The sequence below is a fragment of the Saccharibacillus qingshengii genome, from assembly GCF_013185195.1.
Classification (GTDB): Bacteria; Bacillota; Bacilli; order Paenibacillales; family Paenibacillaceae; genus Saccharibacillus; species Saccharibacillus qingshengii.
Genome location: NZ_JAAZWC010000009.1, coordinates 93,799 through 117,258, shown reverse-complemented (window position 1 = coordinate 117,258; position 23,460 = coordinate 93,799). Strand labels below are relative to the sequence as shown.

At 55.3% G+C, this 23,460-nt stretch carries 19 protein-coding genes and 5 riboswitches; of the genes, 5 read left to right on the top strand and 14 right to left on the bottom strand.

Annotated features, from left to right (window positions below; all coding sequences use genetic code 11):
• Positions 1-160: 160 nt before the first annotated feature.
• From HRQ60_RS10025 to HRQ60_RS09980, 10 genes are all read right to left on the bottom strand, one after another.
• Positions 161-1,993 (bottom strand): methyl-accepting chemotaxis protein, encoded by a 1,833-nt coding sequence (locus HRQ60_RS10025; protein WP_172195675.1) that lies wholly within the window; start codon positions 1,991-1,993, stop codon positions 161-163.
• A 210-nt stretch (positions 1,994-2,203) separates the two neighbouring features.
• Entirely contained in the window at positions 2,204-4,333 is a 2,130-nt protein-coding gene (locus tag HRQ60_RS10020) for a serine hydrolase domain-containing protein (protein ID WP_246281256.1), read from the bottom strand.
• A 145-nt stretch (positions 4,334-4,478) separates the two neighbouring features.
• Entirely contained in the window at positions 4,479-5,768 is a 1,290-nt protein-coding gene (locus HRQ60_RS10015; RefSeq protein WP_425501648.1) for a GHKL domain-containing protein, read from the bottom strand.
• Positions 5,768-6,508 carry a LytR/AlgR family response regulator transcription factor gene (locus HRQ60_RS10010; protein WP_172195673.1) on the bottom strand — a complete coding sequence of 247 codons (741 nt, stop codon included), beginning with the start codon at positions 6,506-6,508 and terminating at the stop codon, positions 5,768-5,770. The genes HRQ60_RS10015 and HRQ60_RS10010 overlap by 1 nt, the downstream gene beginning before the upstream one ends.
• A gap of 47 nt (positions 6,509-6,555) precedes the next feature.
• Positions 6,556-7,149, bottom strand: coding sequence for a hypothetical protein (locus HRQ60_RS10005; RefSeq protein ID WP_172195672.1), 594 nt, complete (start codon positions 7,147-7,149; stop codon positions 6,556-6,558).
• An 86-nt stretch (positions 7,150-7,235) separates the two neighbouring features.
• Entirely contained in the window at positions 7,236-8,057 is an 822-nt protein-coding gene (locus HRQ60_RS10000; RefSeq protein ID WP_172195671.1) for a transglutaminase-like domain-containing protein, read from the bottom strand.
• Between the two features lie 13 nt (positions 8,058-8,070).
• A riboswitch (cyclic di-GMP riboswitch) is annotated at positions 8,071-8,156 on the bottom strand.
• Between the two features lie 179 nt (positions 8,157-8,335).
• Positions 8,336-9,154, bottom strand: coding sequence for a transglutaminase-like domain-containing protein (locus HRQ60_RS09995; RefSeq protein WP_172195670.1), 819 nt, complete (start codon positions 9,152-9,154; stop codon positions 8,336-8,338).
• 13 nt (positions 9,155-9,167) lie between these two features.
• Positions 9,168-9,253, bottom strand: a riboswitch (cyclic di-GMP riboswitch).
• A 66-nt stretch (positions 9,254-9,319) separates the two neighbouring features.
• A riboswitch (cyclic di-GMP riboswitch) is annotated at positions 9,320-9,406 on the bottom strand.
• Between the two features lie 247 nt (positions 9,407-9,653).
• Positions 9,654-10,334: a class D sortase gene (locus HRQ60_RS09990; RefSeq protein ID WP_246281255.1), complete on the bottom strand. Its 681-nt coding sequence runs from the start codon at positions 10,332-10,334 to the stop codon at positions 9,654-9,656.
• A 372-nt stretch (positions 10,335-10,706) separates the two neighbouring features.
• Positions 10,707-10,877 (bottom strand): hypothetical protein, encoded by a 171-nt coding sequence (locus HRQ60_RS09985; protein WP_172195668.1) that lies wholly within the window; start codon positions 10,875-10,877, stop codon positions 10,707-10,709.
• A gap of 81 nt (positions 10,878-10,958) precedes the next feature.
• Positions 10,959-11,049, bottom strand: a riboswitch (cyclic di-GMP riboswitch).
• A gap of 91 nt (positions 11,050-11,140) precedes the next feature.
• A riboswitch (cyclic di-GMP riboswitch) is annotated at positions 11,141-11,230 on the bottom strand.
• A 115-nt stretch (positions 11,231-11,345) separates the two neighbouring features.
• Entirely contained in the window at positions 11,346-13,052 is a 1,707-nt protein-coding gene (locus HRQ60_RS09980) for a proline--tRNA ligase (RefSeq protein WP_172195667.1), read from the bottom strand.
• 795 nt (positions 13,053-13,847) lie between these two features.
• Between HRQ60_RS09980 and HRQ60_RS09975 the strand changes: the two genes are divergently transcribed.
• The 3 genes from HRQ60_RS09975 (at position 13,848) to HRQ60_RS09965 (ending at position 16,637) form a co-directional block, all read left to right on the top strand.
• A complete protein-coding gene (locus HRQ60_RS09975) occupies positions 13,848-14,618 on the top strand; it encodes an SH3 domain-containing protein (RefSeq protein WP_172195666.1) in 771 nt (256 codons plus the stop codon).
• Between the two features lie 247 nt (positions 14,619-14,865).
• On the top strand, positions 14,866-15,198 hold the full coding sequence (locus tag HRQ60_RS09970; RefSeq protein WP_172195665.1) for a PadR family transcriptional regulator: 333 nt from the start codon (positions 14,866-14,868) through the stop codon (positions 15,196-15,198).
• Entirely contained in the window at positions 15,195-16,637 is a 1,443-nt protein-coding gene (locus HRQ60_RS09965; RefSeq protein ID WP_172195664.1) for an FtsW/RodA/SpoVE family cell cycle protein, read from the top strand. The genes HRQ60_RS09970 and HRQ60_RS09965 overlap by 4 nt, the downstream gene beginning before the upstream one ends.
• Positions 16,638-16,860: 223 nt before the next feature.
• Here HRQ60_RS09965 and HRQ60_RS09960 read toward each other — a convergent pair whose 3' ends face one another.
• The 3 genes from HRQ60_RS09960 to HRQ60_RS09950 form a co-directional block, all read right to left on the bottom strand.
• Complete coding sequence (locus HRQ60_RS09960) at positions 16,861-17,925, bottom strand: hypothetical protein (RefSeq protein ID WP_172195600.1); 1,065 nt, start codon at positions 17,923-17,925, stop codon at positions 16,861-16,863.
• A complete protein-coding gene (locus tag HRQ60_RS09955) occupies positions 17,922-18,482 on the bottom strand; it encodes an RNA polymerase sigma factor (RefSeq protein ID WP_172195663.1) in 561 nt (186 codons plus the stop codon). Before HRQ60_RS09955 ends, HRQ60_RS09960 begins: the two co-directional genes overlap by 4 nt.
• 274 nt (positions 18,483-18,756) lie before the next feature.
• Positions 18,757-19,263 carry a hypothetical protein gene (locus tag HRQ60_RS09950; protein WP_172195662.1) on the bottom strand — a complete coding sequence of 169 codons (507 nt, stop codon included), beginning with the start codon at positions 19,261-19,263 and terminating at the stop codon, positions 18,757-18,759.
• A gap of 324 nt (positions 19,264-19,587) precedes the next feature.
• On the opposite strand from HRQ60_RS09950, the gene HRQ60_RS09945 reads away from it, so the two are divergent.
• Complete coding sequence (locus HRQ60_RS09945; protein WP_172195661.1) at positions 19,588-21,540, top strand: FAD-dependent oxidoreductase; 1,953 nt, start codon at positions 19,588-19,590, stop codon at positions 21,538-21,540.
• A gap of 113 nt (positions 21,541-21,653) precedes the next feature.
• On the opposite strand, the gene HRQ60_RS09940 is transcribed toward HRQ60_RS09945, so the two are convergent.
• Complete coding sequence (locus HRQ60_RS09940; RefSeq protein WP_172195660.1) at positions 21,654-22,034, bottom strand: DUF2750 domain-containing protein; 381 nt, start codon at positions 22,032-22,034, stop codon at positions 21,654-21,656.
• Between the two features lie 307 nt (positions 22,035-22,341).
• Here HRQ60_RS09940 and HRQ60_RS09935 point away from each other — a divergent pair, with 307 nt between their 5' ends.
• On the top strand, positions 22,342-23,316 hold the full coding sequence (locus HRQ60_RS09935) for an aldo/keto reductase (RefSeq protein WP_216671541.1): 975 nt from the start codon (positions 22,342-22,344) through the stop codon (positions 23,314-23,316).
• Positions 23,317-23,460: the final 144 nt, after the last annotated feature.

Below are 23,460 nucleotides of genomic sequence, written 5' to 3'. Positions count from 1 at the left end.
TGGGCTTTCCTGAATTTTCGATTCGTCCATTATACCATCGTTTGCCTGCGGATAAATAAATTTCGAATATAAAAAGCGAACCTGCCCGCTTCTCCCCGGACACGGGAAAGAACCGAATCCGGTATCCGGATCGGTCCTTCCTTTATCGGTTTATTTCCGGTTACACCTTGAACTGCCCGATCATTTGATTCAGACGGTCCGCGCTTTCGTTCGTTTTCCGCGCTTCTCCGGCAATGCCGTTGGCTTTGCCGACGACACTGGCCGTCTTGTCCGCGATCTCTTCCGTGCCTTCCGCGGAATCGTTGTTGGAACTCGAAATTTCGTTGATGGCCTGCGCCAGATTTTGCACGGATGCGCTCAGTTCCTCGCTGGTCGAACTGAACTCGGATACCATCCGGTCCATGTAGAGCGCATCGTTCAGATAAGACTCGCTTGTTCGGCTCATCATCGTATAATCTTCGGCAATCGTGCCGGTAAGCATCTCCATCAGACGCTGCGTGAAATGCTGCAGATTGCTGACCGAGTCCGTCACGCTTCCGGTAATCAGTTGGATTTGTCCTACCGTGTTCTTGGAAGCGTCGGCCAACTTGCGGATTTCGTCGGCTACGACAGCGAACCCTTTGCCCGCTTCCCCGGCTCTTGCCGCTTCGATCGAAGCATTGAGCGCCAGCAGGTTCGTCTGCTGGGTGATTTGCAGAATCGCTTCGCTCAGCGCCTTGATGGCATCGACCGACTTGGATTTTTCCAGCGCTTCCTGCAGCCCGGCCTGCACTTCCCCATAAGCGTTCGTCGTTTCGGCAATAGAGGTTTCAAGCGCCGTTTTGAGCTCTTTGGCACGTCTGCTGATCACGGCGGCCTCTTCCGCTCCTTCTTGGGCGCCTCTGGAGATCGAACCGATCGCTTTCTCGAATTCGTCCGTGGACGCATTGATCTGCTGCGCCGAAGCCGCCGTTTCCTCCATGCCCGCGGACATGCTCTGCGTCGTGAGCGAGACTTCCCGCAGTTCGCTGTCCATATCGGTAAACATGAAATGTACGGTGTTGGATACTTCTTTGAGATGGGCGGATTCTTCGTTGACCGACCGGATTACCTTTTTCGTATTCTCGTGCATCTTGTTCATCGAGCGAATAAGCACCCCTGTCTCGCCGGCGCTGTCGATATATTTTTGCGGCAGTTCCCGGGAGAAGTCGCCTTGAGCCATAAACTCCAACTGCTCGGACGCCACCCGGATCGGACGGACAATACTGCGTACCACCAGGAACAGAACCGTCAAAGCGATCAGCAGCGCGGCCAACGTTATGGCGACCATCGTCGCGAGCATGCTGTACAGGCCGTTCATATAACTGCTGACGGGCAGGAAGGTCACGACATTCATTTTGAGCACATCGTCTTTGATAAAAGAAGCGAGGTAGCGCACGCCGTCAATCGTCACATAACCGGTTCCTTGTTCGGATACGGCAAGCTGCTGCAGTCCTTTTTCGTTAGCCAGCTTGGTGAAGTCGGTCTTCAGCACCTGATCCACATCGTGCGAAGCGATCACCATCCCCTTTTCGTCGGTGACGACGGTCGTGATGACCTGCTCGTCTTCTTTTTTGGTGATTTCGCTCAGCAGGACATTTACGTTGATCGGAAGAGCGAACACGCTCAGTAGGGTACCGGTCGCGGGGTCTTTGACAGGAGCCGCTATCGCGATAGCGGGAAGACCCGTGACCGGCGATGCCTGAAGATCCCCCACCACGGGAGCGCCGCTGTCGAGCACGGGTTTGTACCACGGCGATGTCGACAGCATGTCGGTACCCTGCGATACGCCTCCCAGACCGTCTACATACACTTTATCCCGATACGTAAAAAAGATATTTTCATACAATCCGTTTGAGCTGTTCAGCTTTTCGGTGATGCTGCTTTGGATTCGATCGAATCCCGCCTGATCGGCTGCGCCGGTCGCGTTCAATTTAAGGTAGGAATACGCTCCCCTGAATCGCACTAGAATCATGTGCGTTTCAGGGAAACGTAAACCTGTGATTAAGAGTTGAAAGGGTACTAGATAGGTCCGTACCTACTCTTCGACATTTGGGGCAGCCGAATGAAGAGCGTACACCAAACTGAGTTCATCGATCCACGCCAAAAAATCCGGTTCCCTCTGTCAAAGGGGAACCGGACTCCGGAAGGACCGACGAATCGGCTTGCTTGACTCTTCTTGTGCTTATTTTTTCTTCAGCGAGACGTTCAGCGTATCTCCGGCTTGGCCTCCGAAGACCACCATGCCGCCTTCCGGCAGCACTGCCGTTTTGACGCCGCTTGCGATCGACAGGGCGACCGGCGTTCCCGCAGCATCATAGACCGCAAAGCCCGCTCCCTGTGGAAGGGTCGGCATCAGCGTCTTGCCCGCCGCGCCGGCCGGAATCTTGAACCAGCGCACGCTTCCGGCAGCCGGAATCGTTACGACGGAGGACTCTCCTGCATAGATTGGAGTGATTGCGTCTTCGCTCACATAAGTCCGTCCGTCGGCTTTGAGGTACTCGGTGCCGCCTTCGCGGGAGAAGTCCAGATCAAAGGTATCGCGTCCGTTCATGACCGGGATTTCGACGGCGTTGACGGCATGGTCCGCATCGACGATCCGGGTTCCGTTGGCATAGCCGCTCTCCGCCTTCACCGCGATTTTCTTGGTCAGAATCGAAGGCGAAATGTAGAACAGGGAATTGATCTTCTCGTCCAGCGCATAATACGTTTTGCCCTGGCGTTTCGCCCAGGCTGCCGCTGCCGAAGCGTCTACCGGATTTTGATCCAGCTTCTGCGATTCGTAGAAGGCCATCCGCGAATTTCCGATGCCGGGAAGCGCGATATCGCTGCGAATGCGCATGTACGTATGTCCGTTGGTTTGTTCGTCGAAGCCCAGTACGGTGCGGCCGTCTTCGCTTGTGAACTCTCCTTTTCCGGTATAGACATAAGTCTGGGCCGGGATCATGTCGCTCATCAGCGCCGGCATTTGGATCTCGCTGTTTTGGATCTTAAGTTCGCGTGTCTCTCCCACCATTCCATACAGTCCGGCATACTTGTCCATCTCTGCCGGCATCGTCTGCTTAACCGGCTTGGCGTGCGTTTTTTCCGGCAAAATGTTCGTGATCTTCCCGGTCTGCTTCAAATACTCCAACAGGACATTCGTCGCTGCGGTCGTGTTGAACACGGACGAACCGCCGGAGGTCTGGAATGCGATCGAGATGTCGTCGTCCGGCAGGCTGATCAGTGCGGAGTGGTACATGATCGTGTCTCCGCCTTTGGTTGCCGCGCGGATGTTGTAGTCGCCGAACGGTTCGAGATCGACGGAATCCCAGCCCAGGCCGTAGCCGAAGGCGTTTTTCGTATCCGGTACCCAGACGCCTTTGCGGTATTCCGGCTGCAGCATGGCTTCGACCGACGCTTCGGACAGCAGCTTCGGATGCTTGCCGCTCAGCACTTCGGAGAATAATGTCAGCTCTTCCGCTGTCGAATACACGCCGCCCGTACCGAGGATATTGGCATTTTCCGGAGGCAGAGCCTGCTTGATCCCCGGCAGGCGAATCGGCTCAAGCTGCTTGCGGTCGAACTCGTCCATCGGTGTCCGGGTCGAAGTCAGCGACAACGGTTCCGCAATCCGCTTCTGCAGGAAATCGCTGTAGCTCATTTTGCTGACCCGTTCGACCAGCAGCTCCAGCAGCTGGAAGCCATCGTTGGCGTAGACGGAATATTCGCCCGGGTCGGACTTCAGCCGCTGTACACTCAGATTCGAGAGCAGGGCCTTGTAATTCTCCGAATCGTTATCGCCGAGCAGCATGCTGTTCTTGTAATGCGAACCGTACAGGCCCGACGAGTGATTCATCAGCATACGAACCGTAATCTGTTTGTAGCGTTCGTCCGCCATACGGAAATCCGGAATATAATCGGTCAGCGGACGGTCGATATCCACTTTCCCGTCGTCGGCCAGCATCATCGCCGCCGCGGTCACATACATTTTGCTGACCGAGCCTATGCCGAACATTCGGGTATTGGAAATGTCTTGTTTGGCGCCCACGTCATCAAGCGTCGTTCCGCCCGACAGCACCACTTTTCCTTTGTCCCGGATCGCATACTGTACGCCGGTCACGCCGTAATTTTCCATCAGCGCTTCGGTCATTTTCTTCGCTGCGGCCTGGGCGGCGCTGTGCGACAGCACGTTCGGAGCAGTCTGCCCGGATGAAGCCGGAGCGGTCTGTGCCCGTCCCTGCCCTTCGGCCAGCGGCAGTGCGAGCAGCATCGCCGCCATGGCGGCCGTCCCTGTCTTTTTCCATATCTTCGTACTCATCTTGGTTCGTTTCATCGGTAACTCCTTCTTTCCGGTTGGATTCGTGATCTGCGCTTCGTATACTCAGCATAGCTCCGGCAGCCGCCTGGTGCGCATCACGATCCCGAAACGTCAAAAAAGATCCCCGAACGACATCGCCGCCGGAGATCTTTGTTCTTTTTTATCGGGAAAAAGGCAGCATGACCATATTGTCGAACGTCAGATTCTCCGTCTCGATCGCCATATGGCCGCCGTATTTGTCGCAGATTCGCTCGATATTGGTCAGCCCGAACCCATGATTATCCGGATCGGCTTTGCCGCTGCGCAGATCGGTCACTTCCCGCTCGGTCCGATTGCGTACGCGGATGAACAGCGCCGCTTCGCTCGAACGGATATGGACGCGGATATGCCGATCTTCGGCGATCTTGATCTTTTTCGACGCCTCGACCGCATTATCCAGCATATTGCCGAGCACGACGCACAGATCATAGCGCTCGATCGGCACCTCCGGCTCGCGCAGCCCCAATTCCGTATCGATGCGGATCCCGTTCGCCCGGCCCACGTTCAGCGCATTCGTAACCAGCGCATCAACCACCAGATTGCCGGTATTGACCCGCCGATAAGCGCTGTCGATCTCGCTGAGCGTGGTCAGAATATGCTCGCGCGCTTCTTCGGCCCGTCCGTGCTCGATATATTCCGCCACGACCAGCAGCTGCTTGTTCGTATCGTGAATGATGCGCTTGATCTCTTTGAAACTGTGCACGGTCTTCTCGTAATTGGCGTCTTGATAATCCATTTGGCTCTGCAGCCGTTCGTTCTGCAGCGTCAGTTGAAACCGGGCAATCACCGTATCGAGCATATAGACGACCAGGATATTCAGCACGATAAAACCAAACACCGTCACGAAATAATGGATATTCTTCACGCTGTACAAGGTAATGGCGTTGACCTGATAGACGCTGATCAGCGGCACGCACAGAAACAGAAGCGAATAACGCGACTCCAGCGGAAAGCGCCGCCTTTTGACCACTAGCCGGATCGCCTGGATTACCGCAAACATGATCGTGCAGCCGATCAGCAGCACCGTCGCCAGTTGGATCCGTTCGAGGAAATCGTCCGGTCTGGCCGTTTCGATCTGCAGGGACGGATGAATCAGGTAGACCAGGAGAAAATTGATGAGCGTCAGCAGCACGGCGTACAAGATCGCGAACATGGCTCTGAGTTTCTGGGATACCTCGTACCCTTGAGCGAACAGGAACAAGATGCCGAGCGCCATCAGCGAAGACAGCAGATCCGGAAGATCGAAGGTCAGATAAAGAAACGTCAGCGGCAAAAAAGCGGCGATCCAGTATTTTTTGCCGGGTTTGCTGTTCTCTTTGCCAAAAACGGAATTGAAATAAAAGTCGGCCTGCACGGTCATGACCAGCGCAATCCCGATATTCAGCAGGAGCAGCAGGAGAGGACTCTGCATCATTCCGCCCTCGCAACCATGAACCGGGTGCAGGCGTCTTTGACTTCTTTGACTTTGGAACGGCCGATCGGCAGTTCCGCCGCGTTGGACATGACCACCCGGCTGCCGGAAAATTTATGCACATGCGACAGATTGATCAGGATCGAACGGTGGATCTGCAGGAAACGTCCGTCTTTCAACGCTTCGGCGTAGCTCGAGATCAAGCCCCGGCCGTCGTACACGCCGCGGGTCGTCGTAATCTTCAGCTTATTCTTAACGGTCAAGCCGTTGGCGGCTTCGATCGAAATAATCTCGTCGTGATGCAGCACCAGATCGCCTTCCGCCGATTTGACGATCAGGATCTCCCGTTCCTTTTCCTCGAAATAGCGGCACAGCTTGAGCATTTTCTCTTCGAACACGGCGGGATCGACCGGCTTGAGCAGGTATTGGAACGTCATGACGTCGAAACTCTCCAGCATGTATTCGGCGTAGCTCGTCAAGAAGATGATCTGTTCGCCCAGACGCCGCATGTCCCGCAGCTTCCGCGCCGTCTCGATTCCGCTCAGGCCGGTCATCTCGATATCCAGGACCAGAATATGAAAAGGCTCGCCGCCCTCCTCGTAATGAACCAGCAGTTCTTCGCCCGATGCGAAGAGACCGGTCTCGAAGTCGATACCCGACTTGACGGACAGATCGAGCAGCATCCGCCGGACATCTTTTCTCCGCGGCTGCTCGTCGTCACAAATGGCGATCCGGTACATATCATGAGCCTCCCGTACTTTTTCCTTCTATTATACGTTCCGCCGCTTCAAGGAGAAAGACCCGGCATGGGGAGGGCTGCAGACACCTGATCGGATTCCACTTCGAACCATCCCGGATAGGCTTCGCCGATCTGCCGCTGGATCTCCCAGGCTTCGTCCGGATTGTCGGCCGCCCCGGTCATCCGCAGCGTTCCCGCTTCCTTGACCGGATCGTCCATCCAACTGGCCGTTGAAGCCATGATATATACCTGTCCAAAATCGTCATCGAACCAGATCGTAGCCGTCTTGATCCAATCAAACCCGTTTGAAGCGGCATATTTCGGGCTATACGTATGCTGCAGGATTCCCATATTAATGCCCTTATTGCGTTCAGTGCGCAGGACTTCACCGGAATGGCGGCCATCCGTCATCCAGTCGAATCCGTCGACCGTGACATTCACCTTAAATTCCGGTCGGCGAAAAAGCTTCCGCGACACTTCGCCTTGGACGCGGATCACCGTCCGCTTGTCCGAATTCGGTAGATCGGCATTCGACAAGACCGCCGGAATCGCTTTGTCGATCTGTCGGGTAAACGGATACTCCGCCAGCACAAAGGCCAGCACGAACAAAAGAATGAGTCCAAGTGCGTAATGTGTTTTCATGCGACCTCCTTATGCGGGCTCCGTTGGATCGGCTTACTGCCGCTTTATCCATTAAACGCTCCGAGGTCGCAATGAGTTGTTCCTTATCAATAAACTTTGGACGTACTGTATTTATCGGCCGACTTGGCAAAAGGAATCTCTTTGCCGGCCTGCTTGTAAGCGGCATCGATCGTCGCATCCACGATGACCCATCGGCCGTTCAGGTAAATTTCGTTCCACGCATGATATTCTTTCACGTAAGTCGTGCTGCCCATGACCAGCTTGGTCGGAATTCCCGAACTTCTCAGCATGACTCCCATCAGGGACGCGTAATCGTAGCAGATGCCTTTTTGCGAACTCAGCGTCTGGTCGGCCGAAGGGAGATAGAGGCTTCCAAGCGACTTGGCCTTTTTAAAATCGTATCCGATATGGGCTGTCACATATTCATGAATGGCTTTCGCTTTTGCCGTGTCGGTTTTTTTGCCGGCGGTAAGCTTCTTGGCCAGCGCAGCTGCGGTTTTGGAATCTTTCCAATTCACATTTTGCACCGAACCTAAGAATACCGCATTGTCGCTGGCTGCCTGAAGATTGACGGAAGTGCTGCCGATTTTTTGGTACTGGGTTCCGGAGGCTTGTTCCAACATGGTCACTTCGTACGCGCCGTTGCCGGACTGCAGAGGAAACGTCTGCGATTGTCCGGCTACCTGAAGGTCGTACGTATAGACCTTATCCGCTTTGACAATCATCACTTTATGGCGTTTGGTCGGGCTTCCGCTGCAGCGAATCCCGATCGTTCCCTGCTTGAGAGAGGAGGTGTCGATCCAGGATACTTCCGTCTCCGCGGCCGCGGCCGGACGGGCAGAAGCGCAGCAGATCGGAGCGGCCGCCAGGATCAAGGCAAGGACTGTTTTGGCTATCCATTTGTACATCTTCAAGACTCCTTTCGATAGCTGGCTGCCAACCCCGGCGGGGTAAGGCCCTTTAGCTTTGCGTCCCTGTCTTTCGAAGCAGGTTTGCCTTTATCGTGCGGGGAACGTATTCGGATGGAATACGTGTCCCTACTGTTTACAACGGACAAATTTCGCCTTCCCGACTGAGAATCCGCTCCTATTTCCTCCAAAAATTTGAACGCAAAAAAGCCCCATCTCCTGGATGGGGCTTCGAAAGCGGGACCGGAAGGTCCTATAGGAAGGAACTCCGCAATCGCTTAGTATACTTTTTGTACGCTGTATTTATTGGCTTCTTTGGCGAATGGGATCGATTTCCCGGCCTGCTTGTAGGCGGAATCGACGGTTGCATCCACGATGACCCATTTACCGTCGAGGTAGATTTCGTTCCAGGCATGATATTCCTTGACGTACGAAGTGCTGCCCATGACCAGCTTGGTCGGAACTCCCGAACTTCTCAGCATCACGGCCATCAGGGAAGCGTAATCGTAGCAGATCCCTTTGCGGGATACGAGCGTTGCGTCTGCGGAAGGAATGTAGACCGTACCTACCGTCTTGGCCAGCTCTTTATCATATTTGATAGTGGAAGCTACATAATCGTAGATCGCCTGTGCTTTTTCCGTGTCCGTCTTCTTGCCGGCCGTCAGTTTGGCAGCCAGGGCCGTTGCATTGCGCGCTTCTTTCCAGTTGACGTTCTGTACGGAGCCGAGGAAGACATTGGTCTGATCTTCGGCACTCAGTTCGACGGAAGTCGAGCCGATTTTCTTGTAGCTGTTGCCTGCGGTGTTCTCGAGCAGGGTCACTTCGTACGAACCCGCACCCGACTGAAGCGGGAAGTTCTCGGAAGATTTCGATGTGTTCAGGTCATACGTGTACACCGTGCTTGCCTTGGCGATCATGACTTTGACTCTCTTGGAAGCGGCGGAATTGTAGCTGACTCCGATGGTCCCTTGACGCAGGGACGAGGTGTCGAGCCAGGTCGCATCGACGGAAGCGGCGGAAACCGGTGCGGCTGCGGCGGAGATTAAGCCGGCAGTCAAGCTCAGAGCGAGAACCATCTTGGACATCCATTTGCGCATGGATAAAACTCCTTTCGGCGGCTGGCTGCCAACCCGCGTGGGGTAAGGCCCTTTAGCTTTGCGTCCCTGTCTTTCGAAGCAGGTTTGCCTTTATCGTTGTTGTCTTATCTTGGACGTGCGGTCGATCGAATACGGAAAAGCGGATACGCGAAAAAAGCCCTATCTTTCGGCGGCTGGCTGCCAACCCACTTGGGGGTAAGGCCCTTTAGCTTTGCGTCCCTGTCTTTCGAGTCAGGTTTGCCGTTTATCGAGAAAAGCTTCTATTAGTCTCATCGTACCACGAAAAAAAGAATTAGCAAGCAAAACTTCGTCCTTTTCCTACCAAATCCCTGTTTCAATTCATAAAGCTGTACCTAAAGCCGAGTTGCTTTTTATCTACTATTAAGAATATAGATCTATACTTCTTCTTTAATAGTCGATTTTATTGGATATAAAGAACTATTCGGCGCACAAAAAATCCGCTCACCGGTAATCGGGAGCGGATGCTGTGAGTGGATATTCAATTGGCGGCCGAAGAAGGGCTGCCGCTCAATACCGCATACACAATAAGGCGGTGCGTGGGATTGACCAGCGGATCGCATGTAATCAGCGTAAGGCCTTTCTCGCCTTGAACCGGATCCAGTACCCAGACGTCCGTCGGTTCAACGATATGGATCTTGTCCACTTCATACCGGTAGGTCTGTCCGCCCTGATCGATTTCGATCACGTCGCCGACTTTGGCTTCGTTCAGCCGGTTGAACAGTCTGCCCGTTTTGTGCGCGCGATGGGCGGCAAGGGCCATGTTGCCTTCGACGCCCGCCAAGCCGGTTCCGGTCACGTGCACGGCCGCGCTTCGCATATTTTCCTTCGTTGCCCCTTCCACGACCGGCAGCTTGATCTTGAGCTTGTCGTAACGGATCACGCCCAGAATCTCGCCTTCCTGCGGATCTTTCGCGTCGGCTTGCGCCGCCGGCTCCGCTTCTGCCTCGTCGCCTTCGTCCAGCAGATTCGAGATCTTCTCGTAATCCGGTACCGCCGCTTCGCCGGAAACCTTGGACAGATCCAACGGCTGGCGGCTCGCCGCCTCCGCTTTTTGCAGCAGCTGATCCTGCGTCCGGTCTTCCAGCCAGCCATTTACGGACGGGTAGAGGACGATGCAAAGCCCCAGCAGCATAATGATATAAGGCCACCCCTTCTTCAATACGTCCACTCCTTTCTTCAAAAAGTCGGACCCTTTTGCAGCCCCGCACTTTCCGCGATCCTTATAACCCAAAAGTATGACACAAAATGAAAGCCGCATTCAAGGTTTATCTTGAATACGGCTCAGGCTGTCGAGAAAGTCCTATTCGTTGTAGAAGCTCGTCGGCTGCGGGAGAAATTCGTTCCGGTCGCGTGTTGAAATCGGGGAAAAGGATTGAAATTTAGCGGAATTTCCCCGATTTCAAAGGCGAACACTGTCGTTCCTACACTGAATTTCTCCCTTCGCCTCCTCGCTTCACTCGGAAGCAGACCTTTCTCGACACGTTGAGCCGCATTCAAGGTTTATCTTGAATACGGCTGTCCGCTTTTTTGTTCAGTATCCTTTTCCGAATCTCAGCGGCTGAAGAGCCGGGATCATCTTGGCCTGCCGCATCGCTTCCGCCGCCCGCATGACTTTCGCCATCCGTGCCGCTTTGGCCGCCTGAGCCGCCTGTACCATTTCGATCGCTTCCGCTGCTTCCATTCTGTCTGCTGCCTGCATCATTTAATCTCCTTTTTTCGTTGAAAGGGGCTGTCCCGCGGGGATATGTATAAGAAAAGGCACAAAAAAACCGCCACAATAAATCGTGGCGGTCGGACGATCTTGACGAGGGGGGTCTCGCCTTAGATTCCTGACTTTGCGTCCCAGCCTTTCGGCTGGTTTGCTTTTCTCGGGGGAGAACGGAACTGCGGGGGGAGGTACTGCGGCAGAACCGGACAACCGGGACAACAGAATCTGAAAAACATCAAAAGACCGCCACAATAAATTGTGGCGGTCGGACGATCATAGCGGAAGGCCCCGCTGTAGATTCCAGACTTTGCGTCCCGGTCTTTCGATCCGGTTTGCTTTTCTCTTTCAATCGGTTATTTAGCTATCCCGATTATAGCGGGAAAACACGGGGGCTGTCAATCCTTTTTTGGCAATTCGGAAGCGTTCAAAATCATCCCCTGCGCACCCTATTCCCGCAGGAATTCAACCTTGCGACGGTGCGGCAATCCGGTCGAACGCTTCATCCGCCGTCATCGCTTCTTTACCTTCAAGAGCGCGAGATTTGAACTCGACCCGTCCTTCGGCCGCTTCGCGTCCCACCACGATCCGGTAGGGAAGACCGATCAGATCGGCGTCTTTGAACTTGACGCCGGCCCGCTCGTCGCGGTCATCCAGCAGCGCTTCGATGCCGGCTTCGGTAAAGCGCCGATAGAGCGCCAGCGCAAGCTGCAGCTGCCCTTCGTCCTTGACCGAAGCCGGAATGATATGCACCGCGGCAGGCGCAATCTCGATCGGCCACAGAATGCCGTTCTCGTCGTAATGCTGCTCGACGACAGCGGACAGAATCCGCGAGATGCCGATCCCGTAGCAGCCCATGATCGCGGTCTGGCGGCGGCCTCCTTCATCCAGATATTTCGCTCCCAGCTTCTCGCTGTATTTGGTGCCCAGCTTGAAGACATGGCCGACTTCGATTCCCCGGTAGAACTGCAGCAGCCCGCTTCCGTCCGGACTCCGGTCTCCTTCGGCCGCGTTGCGGAAATCTCCGATTCTCTCACCGGTAAAGTCCCGGCCCGGCTTGACGTTCTCCATATGATAGTCCGTTTCGTTGGCACCGGCGATTCCCGCAGGCATAGCCTGCACTTCACGGTCGACGAGCAGCGTAACGCCCGCAAGCCCCGCCGGACCGGCGAAACCGACAGCCGCTCCGGTCAGACGTTCCACGGCGGCCGCATCCGCCAGCTCGATCCGCTCTCCTCCGAGCGCATTGAGGACTTTGGTCTCGTTCACTTCGCGGTCTCCGCGAACGGCCACCGCGACCGGACGGTCGTCGACGAGGTACAGCAGCGTCTTGATCAGCGCCGACGCTTCGATCGAGAAATGGACACGCAGCTGCTCAATGGTATGGACGCCCGGCGTATGCACACGGTTCATAGCCGGAATATCCGAATCGGCGGCGGTCGGTTCTTCCCAGAACATCTCCGCTTTCTCGAGATTGGCCGCATAGGTTCCGTTCTCGCTGACGACGATGGTATCTTCGCCGATCTCCGCCAAAGCCATGAATTCATGCGTCTCCCCTTCGCCGCCAATCGCTCCCGCATCCGCCTGAACGGCGCGGAAGTTCAGACCGACCCGTGTGAAGATCCGCGTATAGGCGTCGTACATTGCCCGGTAGGTCTCGTCCAGCTCTTCCCAGCTTCGCCCGAACGAATAGGCGTCCTTCATCAGAAATTCGCGGCCGCGCAGCAGACCGAAGCGCGGACGGCGTTCGTCGCGATACTTGGTCTGGATCTGGTACAGGGTCATCGGCAGCTGACGGTACGAGCTGACTTCGCCTGCGACCAGCGAGGTGATGACTTCCTCATGCGTGGGTCCGAGTGCAAATTCGCGGTCGTGACGGTCTTTGAGCCGGATCAGCTCCGGACCGTACACCTCATAGCGTCCCGATTCGCGCCACAGTTCGGCCGGCTGCATCGCCGGCATGAGCAGTTCCTGCGCACCCGCCCGGTCCATTTCCTGGCGGACGATCTCCTGGACTTTTCTCAGCACCCGGAAGCCGAGCGGCAGATAGGTATACACGCCGGAGGCGAGCTGGCGGATCAATCCGGCGCGCAGCATAAGCTTATGGCTGGCCGCCTCGGCGTCCGCAGGCGCTTCGCGCAGGGTAGGGATCAACAGTTGACTTTGTTTCATAATAAATCTCTCCTTCAACAAAATGAGTAGGCCAAACGGATGAAGCACAGGCAGAGCACACAAAAAAGACGCATTCGTTAGGGACGAATGCGTCAACGTGTCGAGAAAGTCTAATCCTAAATGAAGCAAGGAGGCGAAGGGAGAAATTCAGTGTAGGAACGACAGTGTTCGCCTTTGAAATCGGGGGAATTCCGCTAAATTTCAATCCTTTTCCCCGATTTCAACACGCGACCGGAACGAATTTCTCCCGCAGCCGACGAGCTTCTACAACGAATAGGACTTTCTCGACAGCCTGACGCATTCGTTAGGGACGAATGCGTCTTCGCGGTACCACCCTGGTTCCCTTCCTGCGCAGGCGAACCACAGCGGATCCTCTCGAGAGAAGGATATCCGGTCGGCAGCCGCAGCGGCGCAAAAAGGCTCGATGTCCGGTAACGGGGACATCCGGCGGCGATTGAAGCGCCGCAGCTCGCGGAATAGGGCCGCCGCGGGTCTGCCGGGAATCCTCGCAGCTCAAGGGATTCTTCTCTGTCGGCAGACGGATGCGCCGCAGCATACGGCGGCGTTCGCGGGTTAGGGTTCCGGTCATGGCTGTTGATCGCAGGCATAATAAATAGTTGTAAAATATTTTTAACACTAGTTTTCAGTAAATGTCAAGACAGCAAATGTTAGCAACTCAATTTAACTTAACAAAACAATCTATCATATGTACTTTTTGTATATTTGATCCTATAATGTTAATAAGGTCGAAAGGATTAGTCTTTTATACCTAAATTCATTGAAGAGGGATGAACCATGAAAAAGAAAATATGTCTATGTGGAGCTTTGCTTCTCCTGCCTCTAGTTTTGGGAGGTTGCGGCGGTATTCAAATTACGATCAAAGATGAAGGAAAGCCTGCTGCAACTGCGGAGGAACCGACTTCGCCTGTCAATGCTTCGCATACAGAAGCTGCTGCTTCGGTCGATCCGGCCAAGACTGTCAAATCGGCGTCCCCTGCCGTTTCAGCTAACCCTGTTTCTAAGTTGACCAATCAAAAAGAACCTGAGGTACAGAAGCCTGTAATCGAAGCCAGTTATTCGGTCGAGGAAAGCACTGCTGAACAAGCAGTAGACTATCTTCGTCCAACTACTTCACAAATTAACGTACGTGTAGCTCCCAGCATCGATTCGAGATCCGTCGGCATTTTATATGAAGATCAAGAAGCGCTTTATATGCATCGTAAAAATTTTGATCCAACGGACGGAAGAACCTGGTATCAAGCACAATTACAAGATGGCAGTATCGGGTGGGTAAGCAGCAAAGTCGTCAAACAATCGGATGGAAGATATTACTCAGGGGCTGTAGATTATTCAGCGCAGAGCGAATATCTAACCGTGATCGTCGATCAGGCTAATATGCGTTCCTATCCGTCGATTGATGCCTCTCCAGCAGCCGTCGTTTATCTGAACGACCGCCTAGAGTATTGGGGCGAATCGATATACGATTCGACGGACGGAAGAACTTGGTACGAAGTATGGTCTCCTAGCGGAACTTACGGATGGATTAGTGGAAAAGTTATTCGATGACTTGCAACCTGCCTTTCTTATTCAACTTCTGAAATAATCTCTCTCTGCGAGAGATTATTTTTTTATGCCTAACTTCGGTTAACTGTCTAGTTATTTCAAATTTAGTTACATGATCGATCCTTAACCTTTTGACTTCGATCCTAAGTTAACTTGGTCATCATATTTAACTTCGAACTTGACAGGTATATGTACATAGATTTACGATACATAGTAATTCTATGTATAAGCACAAAGGAGACCCGCCGCGATGAAAGTAAGCAAAGAACTGCTCAAAGGCTCGACCGGGACGCTTGTCCTGACCGTCCTGTCCGGCAAAAGCATGTACGGCTACGAGCTGATCAAAGAACTGGACAGCCGTTCGGACGGCGTGTTCGCCCTCAAGGAAGGGACGCTCTACCCGATCCTGCACGCCATGGAAGCGGAGAGCTGGGTCGCGGCGCATTGGGAAGAAAGCAGCGGCCGCAAACGCAAATATTACACGGTCACCGAAGCGGGGCTGAAGCAGCTCAAGGAGAAGAAAGACGAATGGCGGATGTTCAGCGGCGCGGTCAACGCGGTGCTTGGGGAGGGACGTTCATGAACGACGATCAGCGCAAGACCGGGCAGCCGGATGCGACCGCAGATCGCGATGCCCATGTACGGGGACTGGAACGCCGGGAAGCGGAAACTTCGATCAATGCCTACCTCGACCGCCTATGCGCCCGTATCCGAGCCAAGGAACTGCATCCGGAGCTTCGGGACGAGATGCGCGGACATATCGAAGAGCTGATCGCATCCAAAAAAGACGAAGGCGCTTCGCCGGTTGAAGCCGCCGCCTGGGCGATGGAGCAAATGGGCGACGCGGACGAAATCGGCGGCACGCTTGGACAGGTCCACCGGCCGAAGTTCAATTGGCGGCTGCTGGTGCCGCTTGCGGTGATGGCGGGAATTGGCCTGCTGGCGCTGTTCTCGCTTGCCGCCTCGGGTACGAGTATGTTCGAATCCTTCAATCCGGGCAAACAGCAGCTGTTTTTTTACGGGATGGGCGTCGTTGTGCTGATCGCCTGCTGCTTGTTCGACTATCGCCTACTGAATAAGTATGCGGTCTCGCTGTACACGGGCACGGCTCTGCTGATGATCTTTTTATTTACATTCGCTTCCGTAACCGTCAACGGGAACTCAGGCTGGATCTCGGTCGGACCTTTGACTTTCAACGGGACGCTCTGCATGTTCGTGCTGTTCGTCCTTGCTCTTCCGGGTGTCCTGGATCGGTTGTCTCTCCGGCATGCGCCCGGACGGAGTATCCGGCATTCGATCGCAATCGGCGTCATTCTTCTGCCGACAGCTTTATACGTCTACTTTGATCTGCTGGCCTGGCTGGCGCTCGGGCTGTATCTGATCGCCGCCACTTTATTGTATGCCAGAGCGGGAGGCGCCAAGCTGTACCTCTATCCGCTTCCTGCGGCGGCGGCGGCCTGGGCAGCGGGTTTGTACCTGCGCAATCCGCACTGGCAGGACCGGTTTCAAGCCATTTTCGCTCCCCGTCTGCAAAGTCCGGATGCCCATTATATGAATGACGCCATGGCTGTCGCCATCCGGGAAGGAGGGTGGTTCGGCCGGGGATTCGGATCGTCGGGCCGTTCGATCGTCTATGCCCATTCCGACACAATCTTTCCTTATCTGACGTACAGCTTCGGCTGGATTATGGCGGGCCTTCTCGTGGCTTCCATCGTATGGCTGATCGTCCTGCTGCTGCATACCGTACGGAAAATCGGCGATCCGATTGGACGTTCAATGGCAGCCGGCTTGTCTATTTTGCTGGCCGGACAGTGGATCTACGGCATCGGCGCTTCGCTCAGCCTGCTGCCTTTTACGAGCCTGCTGCTGCCGTTTATCGGCTACGGCGGAAGTTCGACGATCGTGCACTGCGCGATCGTCGGCCTGATCCTCGGCATCTATCGGCGCAAAGACATGCTGCCCGCAAAGCGGCACATCGGCAGCCCGAAGATCGCCCCCTCCGCCGCGCCGCATCATGGATAACGCAGCACATCCGAGAAGAAAGCGCAGCTCCGTATCCGGCTTGCAAGGTGATGCTCGCCGAACGGCCGGATATCAGGTGCAGCCGACTTCGGACGAAACAAACCGAACAGACGGTGGCGGGTAAAGCTGTTTTTCAAAATCCACAAAAAGCGGACGAAACGGTCTCAATGATCGTTTCGTCCGCTTTTTCCGCTGCGCTCCCTATTACGGGCTGTATGCCGGGTTAAGGACTGAGCCGTTTCGCCGTATGGGTCACGCCGTCCAATTTGTAATCGATGCTCATGGATCCGTCGGCTTTCGTTCGTATATCGCTCCCGTACCATTCGACGAATACTTTTCCTCCGTTGTCCAACTGCTGGGCGATCAAGTGCTCTTCGCCTTCGGTTCCGCCGTCTTCGGGAGGTACCCGCATCGTATAGATCAGCAGACCGTTGGCTTCGTCGTAAGCCAGTTCGAGCGGGTGCCCGCCTTCCGAATCGAAATCTGTCAGGGGATGCACGTTCATATCGGTCCCGGGGCTTGGCGCCGTCGGCAGCCCACGCGTATCCACGATCCAAGCCTGTTCTTCTTCGCGCCGCGAATCTCCCGCCACATGCATGCTCGTCGTATACACGACATGTCCGCCGACGGCCCACAAGTTATCGATGTAGCCGTAGCGCGACGAATCCTGGCCTTGCAGCGGCATGCCGGGCAGCATGAACGAATTTTTCTCCGTAAGCTGCTGTTGGTTGGGATCGCTAAAATACAGCTGGAACGGCGTCGTCGGATGATCGTCCACACTCATGCTGCGGATCATCATCGCCCGGCCTGTCATCTGTGGAGCCGGCGTCCATACGATTCCCTCCGTCGTGCGTACAGCGCGCGTCCACTCGGGAATCCTAGCGGCCGAATCGTCGTAAAAATAAGTCGTCCCCCCGAGCAAAAAGGTCGAAACGCCTTCAGGCGGTACCCTCTTCGTTTTAGACGGATCCGCAGCGTCTCCGCCCGGGCTCGACATCACCGCTTGGGTCGGCGGGCAGCCGGATATCTGCACCGCCGTATAGACGCCTCCTCCCGCAAGCAGCAAAAGCGCAGCCGCAGCCGATATCCGCGCAGTCCGCGTCAACCGCACTGCACCGACAGCCGCATCGGTTCGCGGTTTGCGATTCAGGCGAGTAGGCTTCGGTTCGTCCGAATACCGCTCTTGCACGACCTGTTCGATGCGCCGCATATCCGCTTCGGTGAACGGTTCTCGTTCGAACGGACCTGTCTGAGCCCGCTTGTACCAATCCGGTTTCCGCTCGTTCATTCCCGTTCCTCCTTTAATCTTTTTCCGACTTTGGCTCTTGCCCGGAACAACCGGGATTTGACGGTTCCTTCCGCAATGCCGAGCAGCTGCGCGATTTCGGCCAGCCTCAGATCGTGTTTGAGATCCAGCACCAGCACTTCGCGGTACCGATCCGGCAGCTGCATGATAACCGCCCAGACCTGCACGGAATCCTCGCGGCGCATATAGGCTTCTTCCGCCGACTCTGCCCGCTCCCGTTCGGGCAGCCGGTCCATCGGCACGCTGCGCCTTGCAAAAGCGGAACGTCGATAATCGAACGCCGTATGACGCGTAATCGACAGCAGCCACGTCTTGATCTTCGCTTCTCCCCGAAAAGAATCCAATGCCCCGTACGCTTTGACAAACGTATCCTGGGCAATATCGTCGGCCAAATCGCGGCTGCGCGTCAAAAAATAAGCATAATGCCACACATCGCTGCCGTAATTCTCCATCATGCGCTTCAAAAGGACTCCGCGTTCGTCGGACGGACCGGATACCGACGGTTCGCCGGCCTGCGCTTGTCGATCCTCATGCTCCATATCCCGTTTCCTCCTGACGTCACTCTCGGTCAATAAAACTGCAGCGCCGCGCAAAAGTTCCCGCCCCACGCAAAAAAACTTCGATCCCCGAATTTTCGGAAATCGAAGCGTTGGACTGATTCTCGCGAATCCGGCCAAATACGAACCGGTTATCTCCGTTCAGACAGCGGCTGGTTCACTTGGCTGATGATATTGGAAGGTTTCACTGCCTTTGTACACAAAAAAAGCGCCTTTCCGTTATCCGGAAAAAGCGCTTCTAATAGGTGGCAGCCGTTTACGATTGGTCCGATCCGACGAGTTCCGGCTTCCGGGAATTCTCCTCGTTCAGTTTGTCGTAGGCCTCCATGCTGATTGCCAGGCTGAACTGATGCAGCTCCGATTTCCATTCCAGCTTCAGCGATGAGCCTTCCCGGCTCATCAACTGTTCGATTGAACGTTCGGCCATCGATTTCATTGAATCTTTGAATTTCTCGGGCGACATCTCGATCCGCAGCTTCTCGCTGTAGAACGTTTGGAGCAGACGCTGCTGCGCCAGATGTTCTTCTTCCAACTTCCGGGCCATCAGATCATCATGCTTTTTGCGCTCCGTCTGACTGGCCGAATTTTTTTCTCCATTAGATTCGTCCACCGACCCGGCCGCGTCTTTTTGCAAGATCGACTTCGATCCGATTCCTTCGCTTTTTGGACTTTTGTCCAGCAGATCCGGGTTTACGATATTCGAAGTCCGGTAATTCATTCCCCAATCTCCCGAATCTCCTTTACTGAAAGAGATCTTTTCCATTTCAACACCTCCTATACCGAAAATTCGTAATGCTACCCAATCCTACTATGCAATTAGACCTAAATGTATGAGTCTTAATTCCTGTTTAAAGTGTTTTTTGCTTAAAATCTTCTTTTATTTCGGTTTTTTTAACGGCAAACGGGCTTTTTTCCGAACTTTCCACAGAAAAATCCGGGCTTTTTACGGAAAAACCCTCTCTCTGAAATGGATCACTAAACCTTGTCCGGCTGCCAAAAAACCGATATAGTCAAACCATGCGTCCGGAAAAAACCCTGCGCAAATGCGGCTGTACCGCCGAATCGAAGAAAGGAATTACACATTCAAATGCGTTTGAGAAACTGGAAAAAAGTCGTCGTCCTCTCCCTTGCCGCCATGCTGGTTCTGGGCCTCGCGGGATTCCTGACGATCCGCTACCTGGAGCATGCCAGACTCGTCAACCACGGCAAACCGGAAGCTCCGCTGCCTGTTGTCTCCGTTACCGAAATTGCGGATCGCTACGATGTGATCGTCGCCGGAACAGACCCCGAAGGCGTCACAGCCGCGGTCTCCGCCGCCCGAAACGGCTTGAAGGTCCTGCTTGTCGACGGACACGACCGAAGCGTACTGGGCGGGCTGATGACGGTCGGCGGGCTGAATATGATCGACCCCAGCTACTCTCCCAAGCAGCCGTTGTTTCTGCCGCAGCTGCGTGAGAAGCAGCAGTTGAATAAAGGCCTATTCTATGAATGGTACGATCATTTCGGCGAGTCCGCGTTTGATGTGAATACGGCCGCCAATTTGTTCTACGGCATGGTCAAAGCCGAATCCAATATCGATCTGCTGATGAAGACGCAGGCCATGGTTCCGCTGACGGAGACGCGGGGCGACCGCATCGCCGTGACCGGCATGAATCTGACTCTCCAAGACGGCAGCCGCAAAAAGGTGCTCACTTCCGCCGTGATCGATGCGACGCAGAATGCCGATGCCGCGGCCGCGGCCGGCGCCAAGTTTACGATCGGCCGGGAAGATATCGGCGATACGAACAGCCGGATGGTTTCTACCCTCGTCTTCCGGATGAGCGGCATGACCCAGGAAATCTGGGAAAAGCTCGGCAAACGCGAAGATGCGGGTATCGACCGGATGAGCTCCTGGGGTTATAAGGAAGCCCAGGAGTATGTCTCGAGCGACCCGGCCAAAGTGAAGATGCGGGGCCTGAATATCGGGCGTCAGAACGACGGCACCATTCTGATCAATGCCCTGCTGCTGTTCGGCGTCGATCCGCTCGATCCCGAGTCGGTGCGGCAGGGAATCGCGGTCGGAACGAAAGAAGCGCCCAAGGTCGTCGAATTCCTCAAACAGCGTTTCCCCGAGATGGCTTCGCTGAAGTATGACGGCGTCGCAAGCGAACTGTATTTGCGGGAATCGCGCCATCTCCAAGCCGAGTACCGGTTGAAGCTGGCCGACGTGATGGAGAACCGCGCCCATTGGGACGATATCGCTTACGGTTCGTATGCGGTCGATATCCAGAGCACAAGCGACGGACGGATCGGCACCGTGCTGATGCAGCCGAGCCAATACGGCGTGCCGCTGCGGACGCTTGTCCCCCGCGGCGTGGACGGTCTGCTCGTCGTGGGCCGTTCGGCCGGGTTCGACACCGTGCCGCACGGCAGCGCGCGGACCATTCCCGTCGGCATGGCGACAGGCCAAGCCGCAGGCGCCGCGGTCAAGCTTGCCCTTGAAGGAAATATGAGCCTGCGCGAATTGTCCGGCTCGAAAGAGCAGGTCGAAGTGCTGCAGCAGCGGCTGCGCAAACAGGGGATGGATCTCGCCATGCCGGATCTGCCGCAGCCGGCGTTCATGCAGCACAAAGATTATCCGGGGATGCTGATCGCAGCCAATATGTATCTGACATCCGGAGGCTATAACAATGACGGATGGGGAATGGACAATGAAGCCAATGTCCAGCGTTTCTTCAATGCAGTACGCGTCATGCGTTCGCTGCATCCGGACTTTTTCCCGGGAGACATGCAGTCGGCGCTGGCCGGCACGGACGGCACGTCGACCGATCCGCTGTCTCTGGAGACGGCGGCCAAGCTGATCGCAAGCGCCATGGATCTGTCCCCACCGGAAGGCGGAGCCCTGGAAATCCTCGTCGCGGACGGCTGGCTTCGACAGGAGACTCTGGATCGGATCACCGACAAGGAGAAGCTCACGAACGGCGACTATTATTCGCTGATCGGCGATCTGGCTCCGCATTTTCTGCCGGAAGACGAATCGGAAACTCCGCCGCTGAAGTAACCGGGCCGCCCGGACTCCGCAAAAAGCTTGGCCAAGTCCGCTTAAGGACCCGGCCAAGCTTTTTTTGCCGTTTTGTCGTTGCTGCCTTGTTGCCGTTCTTCTCGCTGCTGCCGTTACTTCCCGTTTTGGTTCAGCGCCGCTTGCAAATCTTTTAGCAGCTTGTCCGCTTCCACGATCGCCGAGTCGCTGTTGTTATAGAAGATGGCCGTGCGGACACCGTCCTGCTCCAACCGGGGCAGGATCTTCTCCATAAAAGCACGGAGATCCAGCGGACGGCTGGAATATCCGGCCCATTCGTCGATGGCGCAGTGAAGCGCAAATTCGCTCTTGGGCCAGAGCGGCAGCAGAGCCGCGCCGGACGAATCGTTCGTCATAGCCCAGCCCTCCTCGTACAGTCCCCAGAGCATCTCGGAATCCGCCGTTTTCTCCACGAAATATTCGTAGCGCAGATCGGCCGGACGGCTGACAATCGCATTGAATTCTTTTAGGTTCATAAGTCCTCCCGTATGGCCGAATCGTCGAAAAAGCTTCTCCCGCTTCCGCTTGTACGCTTGTCGGAATGCTGCGGTCACCCACGGTCGAAGCGCTGGATTTGCTGCGTTATTCTTATCATTTAACCATAAGCGGCAGGAAGATGACAGTATCGGCGATCGGGAAGAGCGGCACGAACCGGACCTTTTTTGCAAAAAATAAGCCGAACCCGCCTATTCCGTCTATCAAAAGGCCGGATCCGGGTTAAAGGATAGCGTTTCGATCTTTTCACATCCTATTCGGCGGCAGCCAAGGAGGCAGGGTCCATCTATGGTCATGAACTACAGAACACTGGGCAAAACGGGACTGCAGGTATCGGAGATCGGGTACGGCGCTTGGGGAATCGGCAATTCGGGGTGGCTTGGAGCCCAGGACGACGAATCGGTTCAGGCGCTGCACCGTGCGATCGGGCTGGGTCTGAACTTTATCGACACGGCGCTGGTGTATGGCGACGGACACAGCGAGAAGCTGGTCGGACAAGTGATGCGCGAGCGGTCCGAGACGGTCTACGTCGCTTCCAAGATCCCGCCCGCGAACGGACAGTGGCCGGCACGGGCGGGCGTTCCGTCCAGCGAGACGTTTACCGCCGAACATGTCATCTCTTCTACCGAAATCAGCCTGCGCAATCTGGGACTCGATACGATCGATGTGCAGCAGTTCCATGTCTGGTCCGATGAATGGGCCTCGCAGGGCGATTGGCTGGAAGGCGTGCAAAAGCTCAAAGAGCAGGGCAAAATCCGCCACTTCGGCGTGTCGATCAACGATTACGAACCGGATAACGCACTCAAGCTGATCGAGAGCGGTATCGTGGATACGGTTCAGGTGATCTACAACATCTTCGAACAAACGCCGGAAGACCGCCTGCTGCCGGCCTGCATCGAGCACAATGTGGGCGTAATCGTGCGCGTGGCGCTCGACGAAGGCGGACTGACGGGCAGCATCACGCCGGATTCGGAGTTCGAAGAAGGCGACTTCCGCAGCCGTTATTTCCGCGGAGACCGCAAGCGCGAAGTGTACGAACGGGTACAGAAGATCACGCAGGACCTGGAGATCGGGCAGGACGCGATCGCCGAGACGGCGCTGCGCTACGTACTGAGTCACCCAGCCGTCTCGACGGTCATTCCCGGCATGCGGAGCGTTCGCAACGTCGAGCGCAATATGCGGATCGGCGACGGACAGGGACTGCCGCAGGAGCAGCTCGAGAAGTTGAAAGCTCACCGCTGGGCACGGAATTTCTACGCCTGACCTCCGTTTATTCCGACAACGTCCGCTGCAGGAACCGTGAACCGGCTCCCGCGGCGGGCTTTTTTTACATTCTTTCTTGGTCGCCGGCCCTGTTTTTCCGATTGCTTACTTGAATAGTCGTTTTTTTGACAATCCTGTTTATAA

What these genes read in the sequence shown, in the direction of transcription:
- HRQ60_RS09955 (WP_172195663.1), bottom strand. Translation starts at nt 18,482, where the DNA reads ATGGAGCATGAGGATCGACAAGCGCAGGCCGGCGAACCGTCGGTATCC.
- HRQ60_RS09965 (WP_172195664.1), top strand. Translation starts at nt 15,195, where the DNA reads ATGAACGACGATCAGCGCAAGACCGGGCAGCCGGATGCGACCGCAGAT.
- HRQ60_RS09980 (WP_172195667.1), bottom strand. Translation starts at nt 13,052, where the DNA reads ATGAAACAAAGTCAACTGTTGATCCCTACCCTGCGCGAAGCGCCTGCG.
- HRQ60_RS09950 (WP_172195662.1), bottom strand. Translation starts at nt 19,263, where the DNA reads ATGGAAAAGATCTCTTTCAGTAAAGGAGATTCGGGAGATTGGGGAATG.
- HRQ60_RS10005 (WP_172195672.1), bottom strand. Translation starts at nt 7,149, where the DNA reads ATGAAAACACATTACGCACTTGGACTCATTCTTTTGTTCGTGCTGGCC.
- HRQ60_RS09975 (WP_172195666.1), top strand. Translation starts at nt 13,848, where the DNA reads ATGAAAAAGAAAATATGTCTATGTGGAGCTTTGCTTCTCCTGCCTCTA.
- HRQ60_RS09985 (WP_172195668.1), bottom strand. Translation starts at nt 10,877, where the DNA reads ATGATGCAGGCAGCAGACAGAATGGAAGCAGCGGAAGCGATCGAAATG.
- HRQ60_RS10020 (WP_246281256.1), bottom strand. Translation starts at nt 4,333, where the DNA reads ATGAAACGAACCAAGATGAGTACGAAGATATGGAAAAAGACAGGGACG.
- HRQ60_RS09945 (WP_172195661.1), top strand. Translation starts at nt 19,588, where the DNA reads ATGCGTTTGAGAAACTGGAAAAAAGTCGTCGTCCTCTCCCTTGCCGCC.
- HRQ60_RS09960 (WP_172195600.1), bottom strand. Translation starts at nt 17,925, where the DNA reads ATGAACGAGCGGAAACCGGATTGGTACAAGCGGGCTCAGACAGGTCCG.
- HRQ60_RS09970 (WP_172195665.1), top strand. Translation starts at nt 14,866, where the DNA reads ATGAAAGTAAGCAAAGAACTGCTCAAAGGCTCGACCGGGACGCTTGTC.
- HRQ60_RS10015 (WP_425501648.1), bottom strand. Translation starts at nt 5,768, where the DNA reads ATGCAGAGTCCTCTCCTGCTGCTCCTGCTGAATATCGGGATTGCGCTG.
- HRQ60_RS09995 (WP_172195670.1), bottom strand. Translation starts at nt 9,154, where the DNA reads ATGCGCAAATGGATGTCCAAGATGGTTCTCGCTCTGAGCTTGACTGCC.
- HRQ60_RS09935 (WP_216671541.1), top strand. Translation starts at nt 22,342, where the DNA reads ATGGTCATGAACTACAGAACACTGGGCAAAACGGGACTGCAGGTATCG.
- HRQ60_RS10025 (WP_172195675.1), bottom strand. Translation starts at nt 1,993, where the DNA reads ATGATTCTAGTGCGATTCAGGGGAGCGTATTCCTACCTTAAATTGAAC.
- HRQ60_RS10000 (WP_172195671.1), bottom strand. Translation starts at nt 8,057, where the DNA reads ATGTACAAATGGATAGCCAAAACAGTCCTTGCCTTGATCCTGGCGGCC.
- HRQ60_RS10010 (WP_172195673.1), bottom strand. Translation starts at nt 6,508, where the DNA reads ATGTACCGGATCGCCATTTGTGACGACGAGCAGCCGCGGAGAAAAGAT.
- HRQ60_RS09940 (WP_172195660.1), bottom strand. Translation starts at nt 22,034, where the DNA reads ATGAACCTAAAAGAATTCAATGCGATTGTCAGCCGTCCGGCCGATCTG.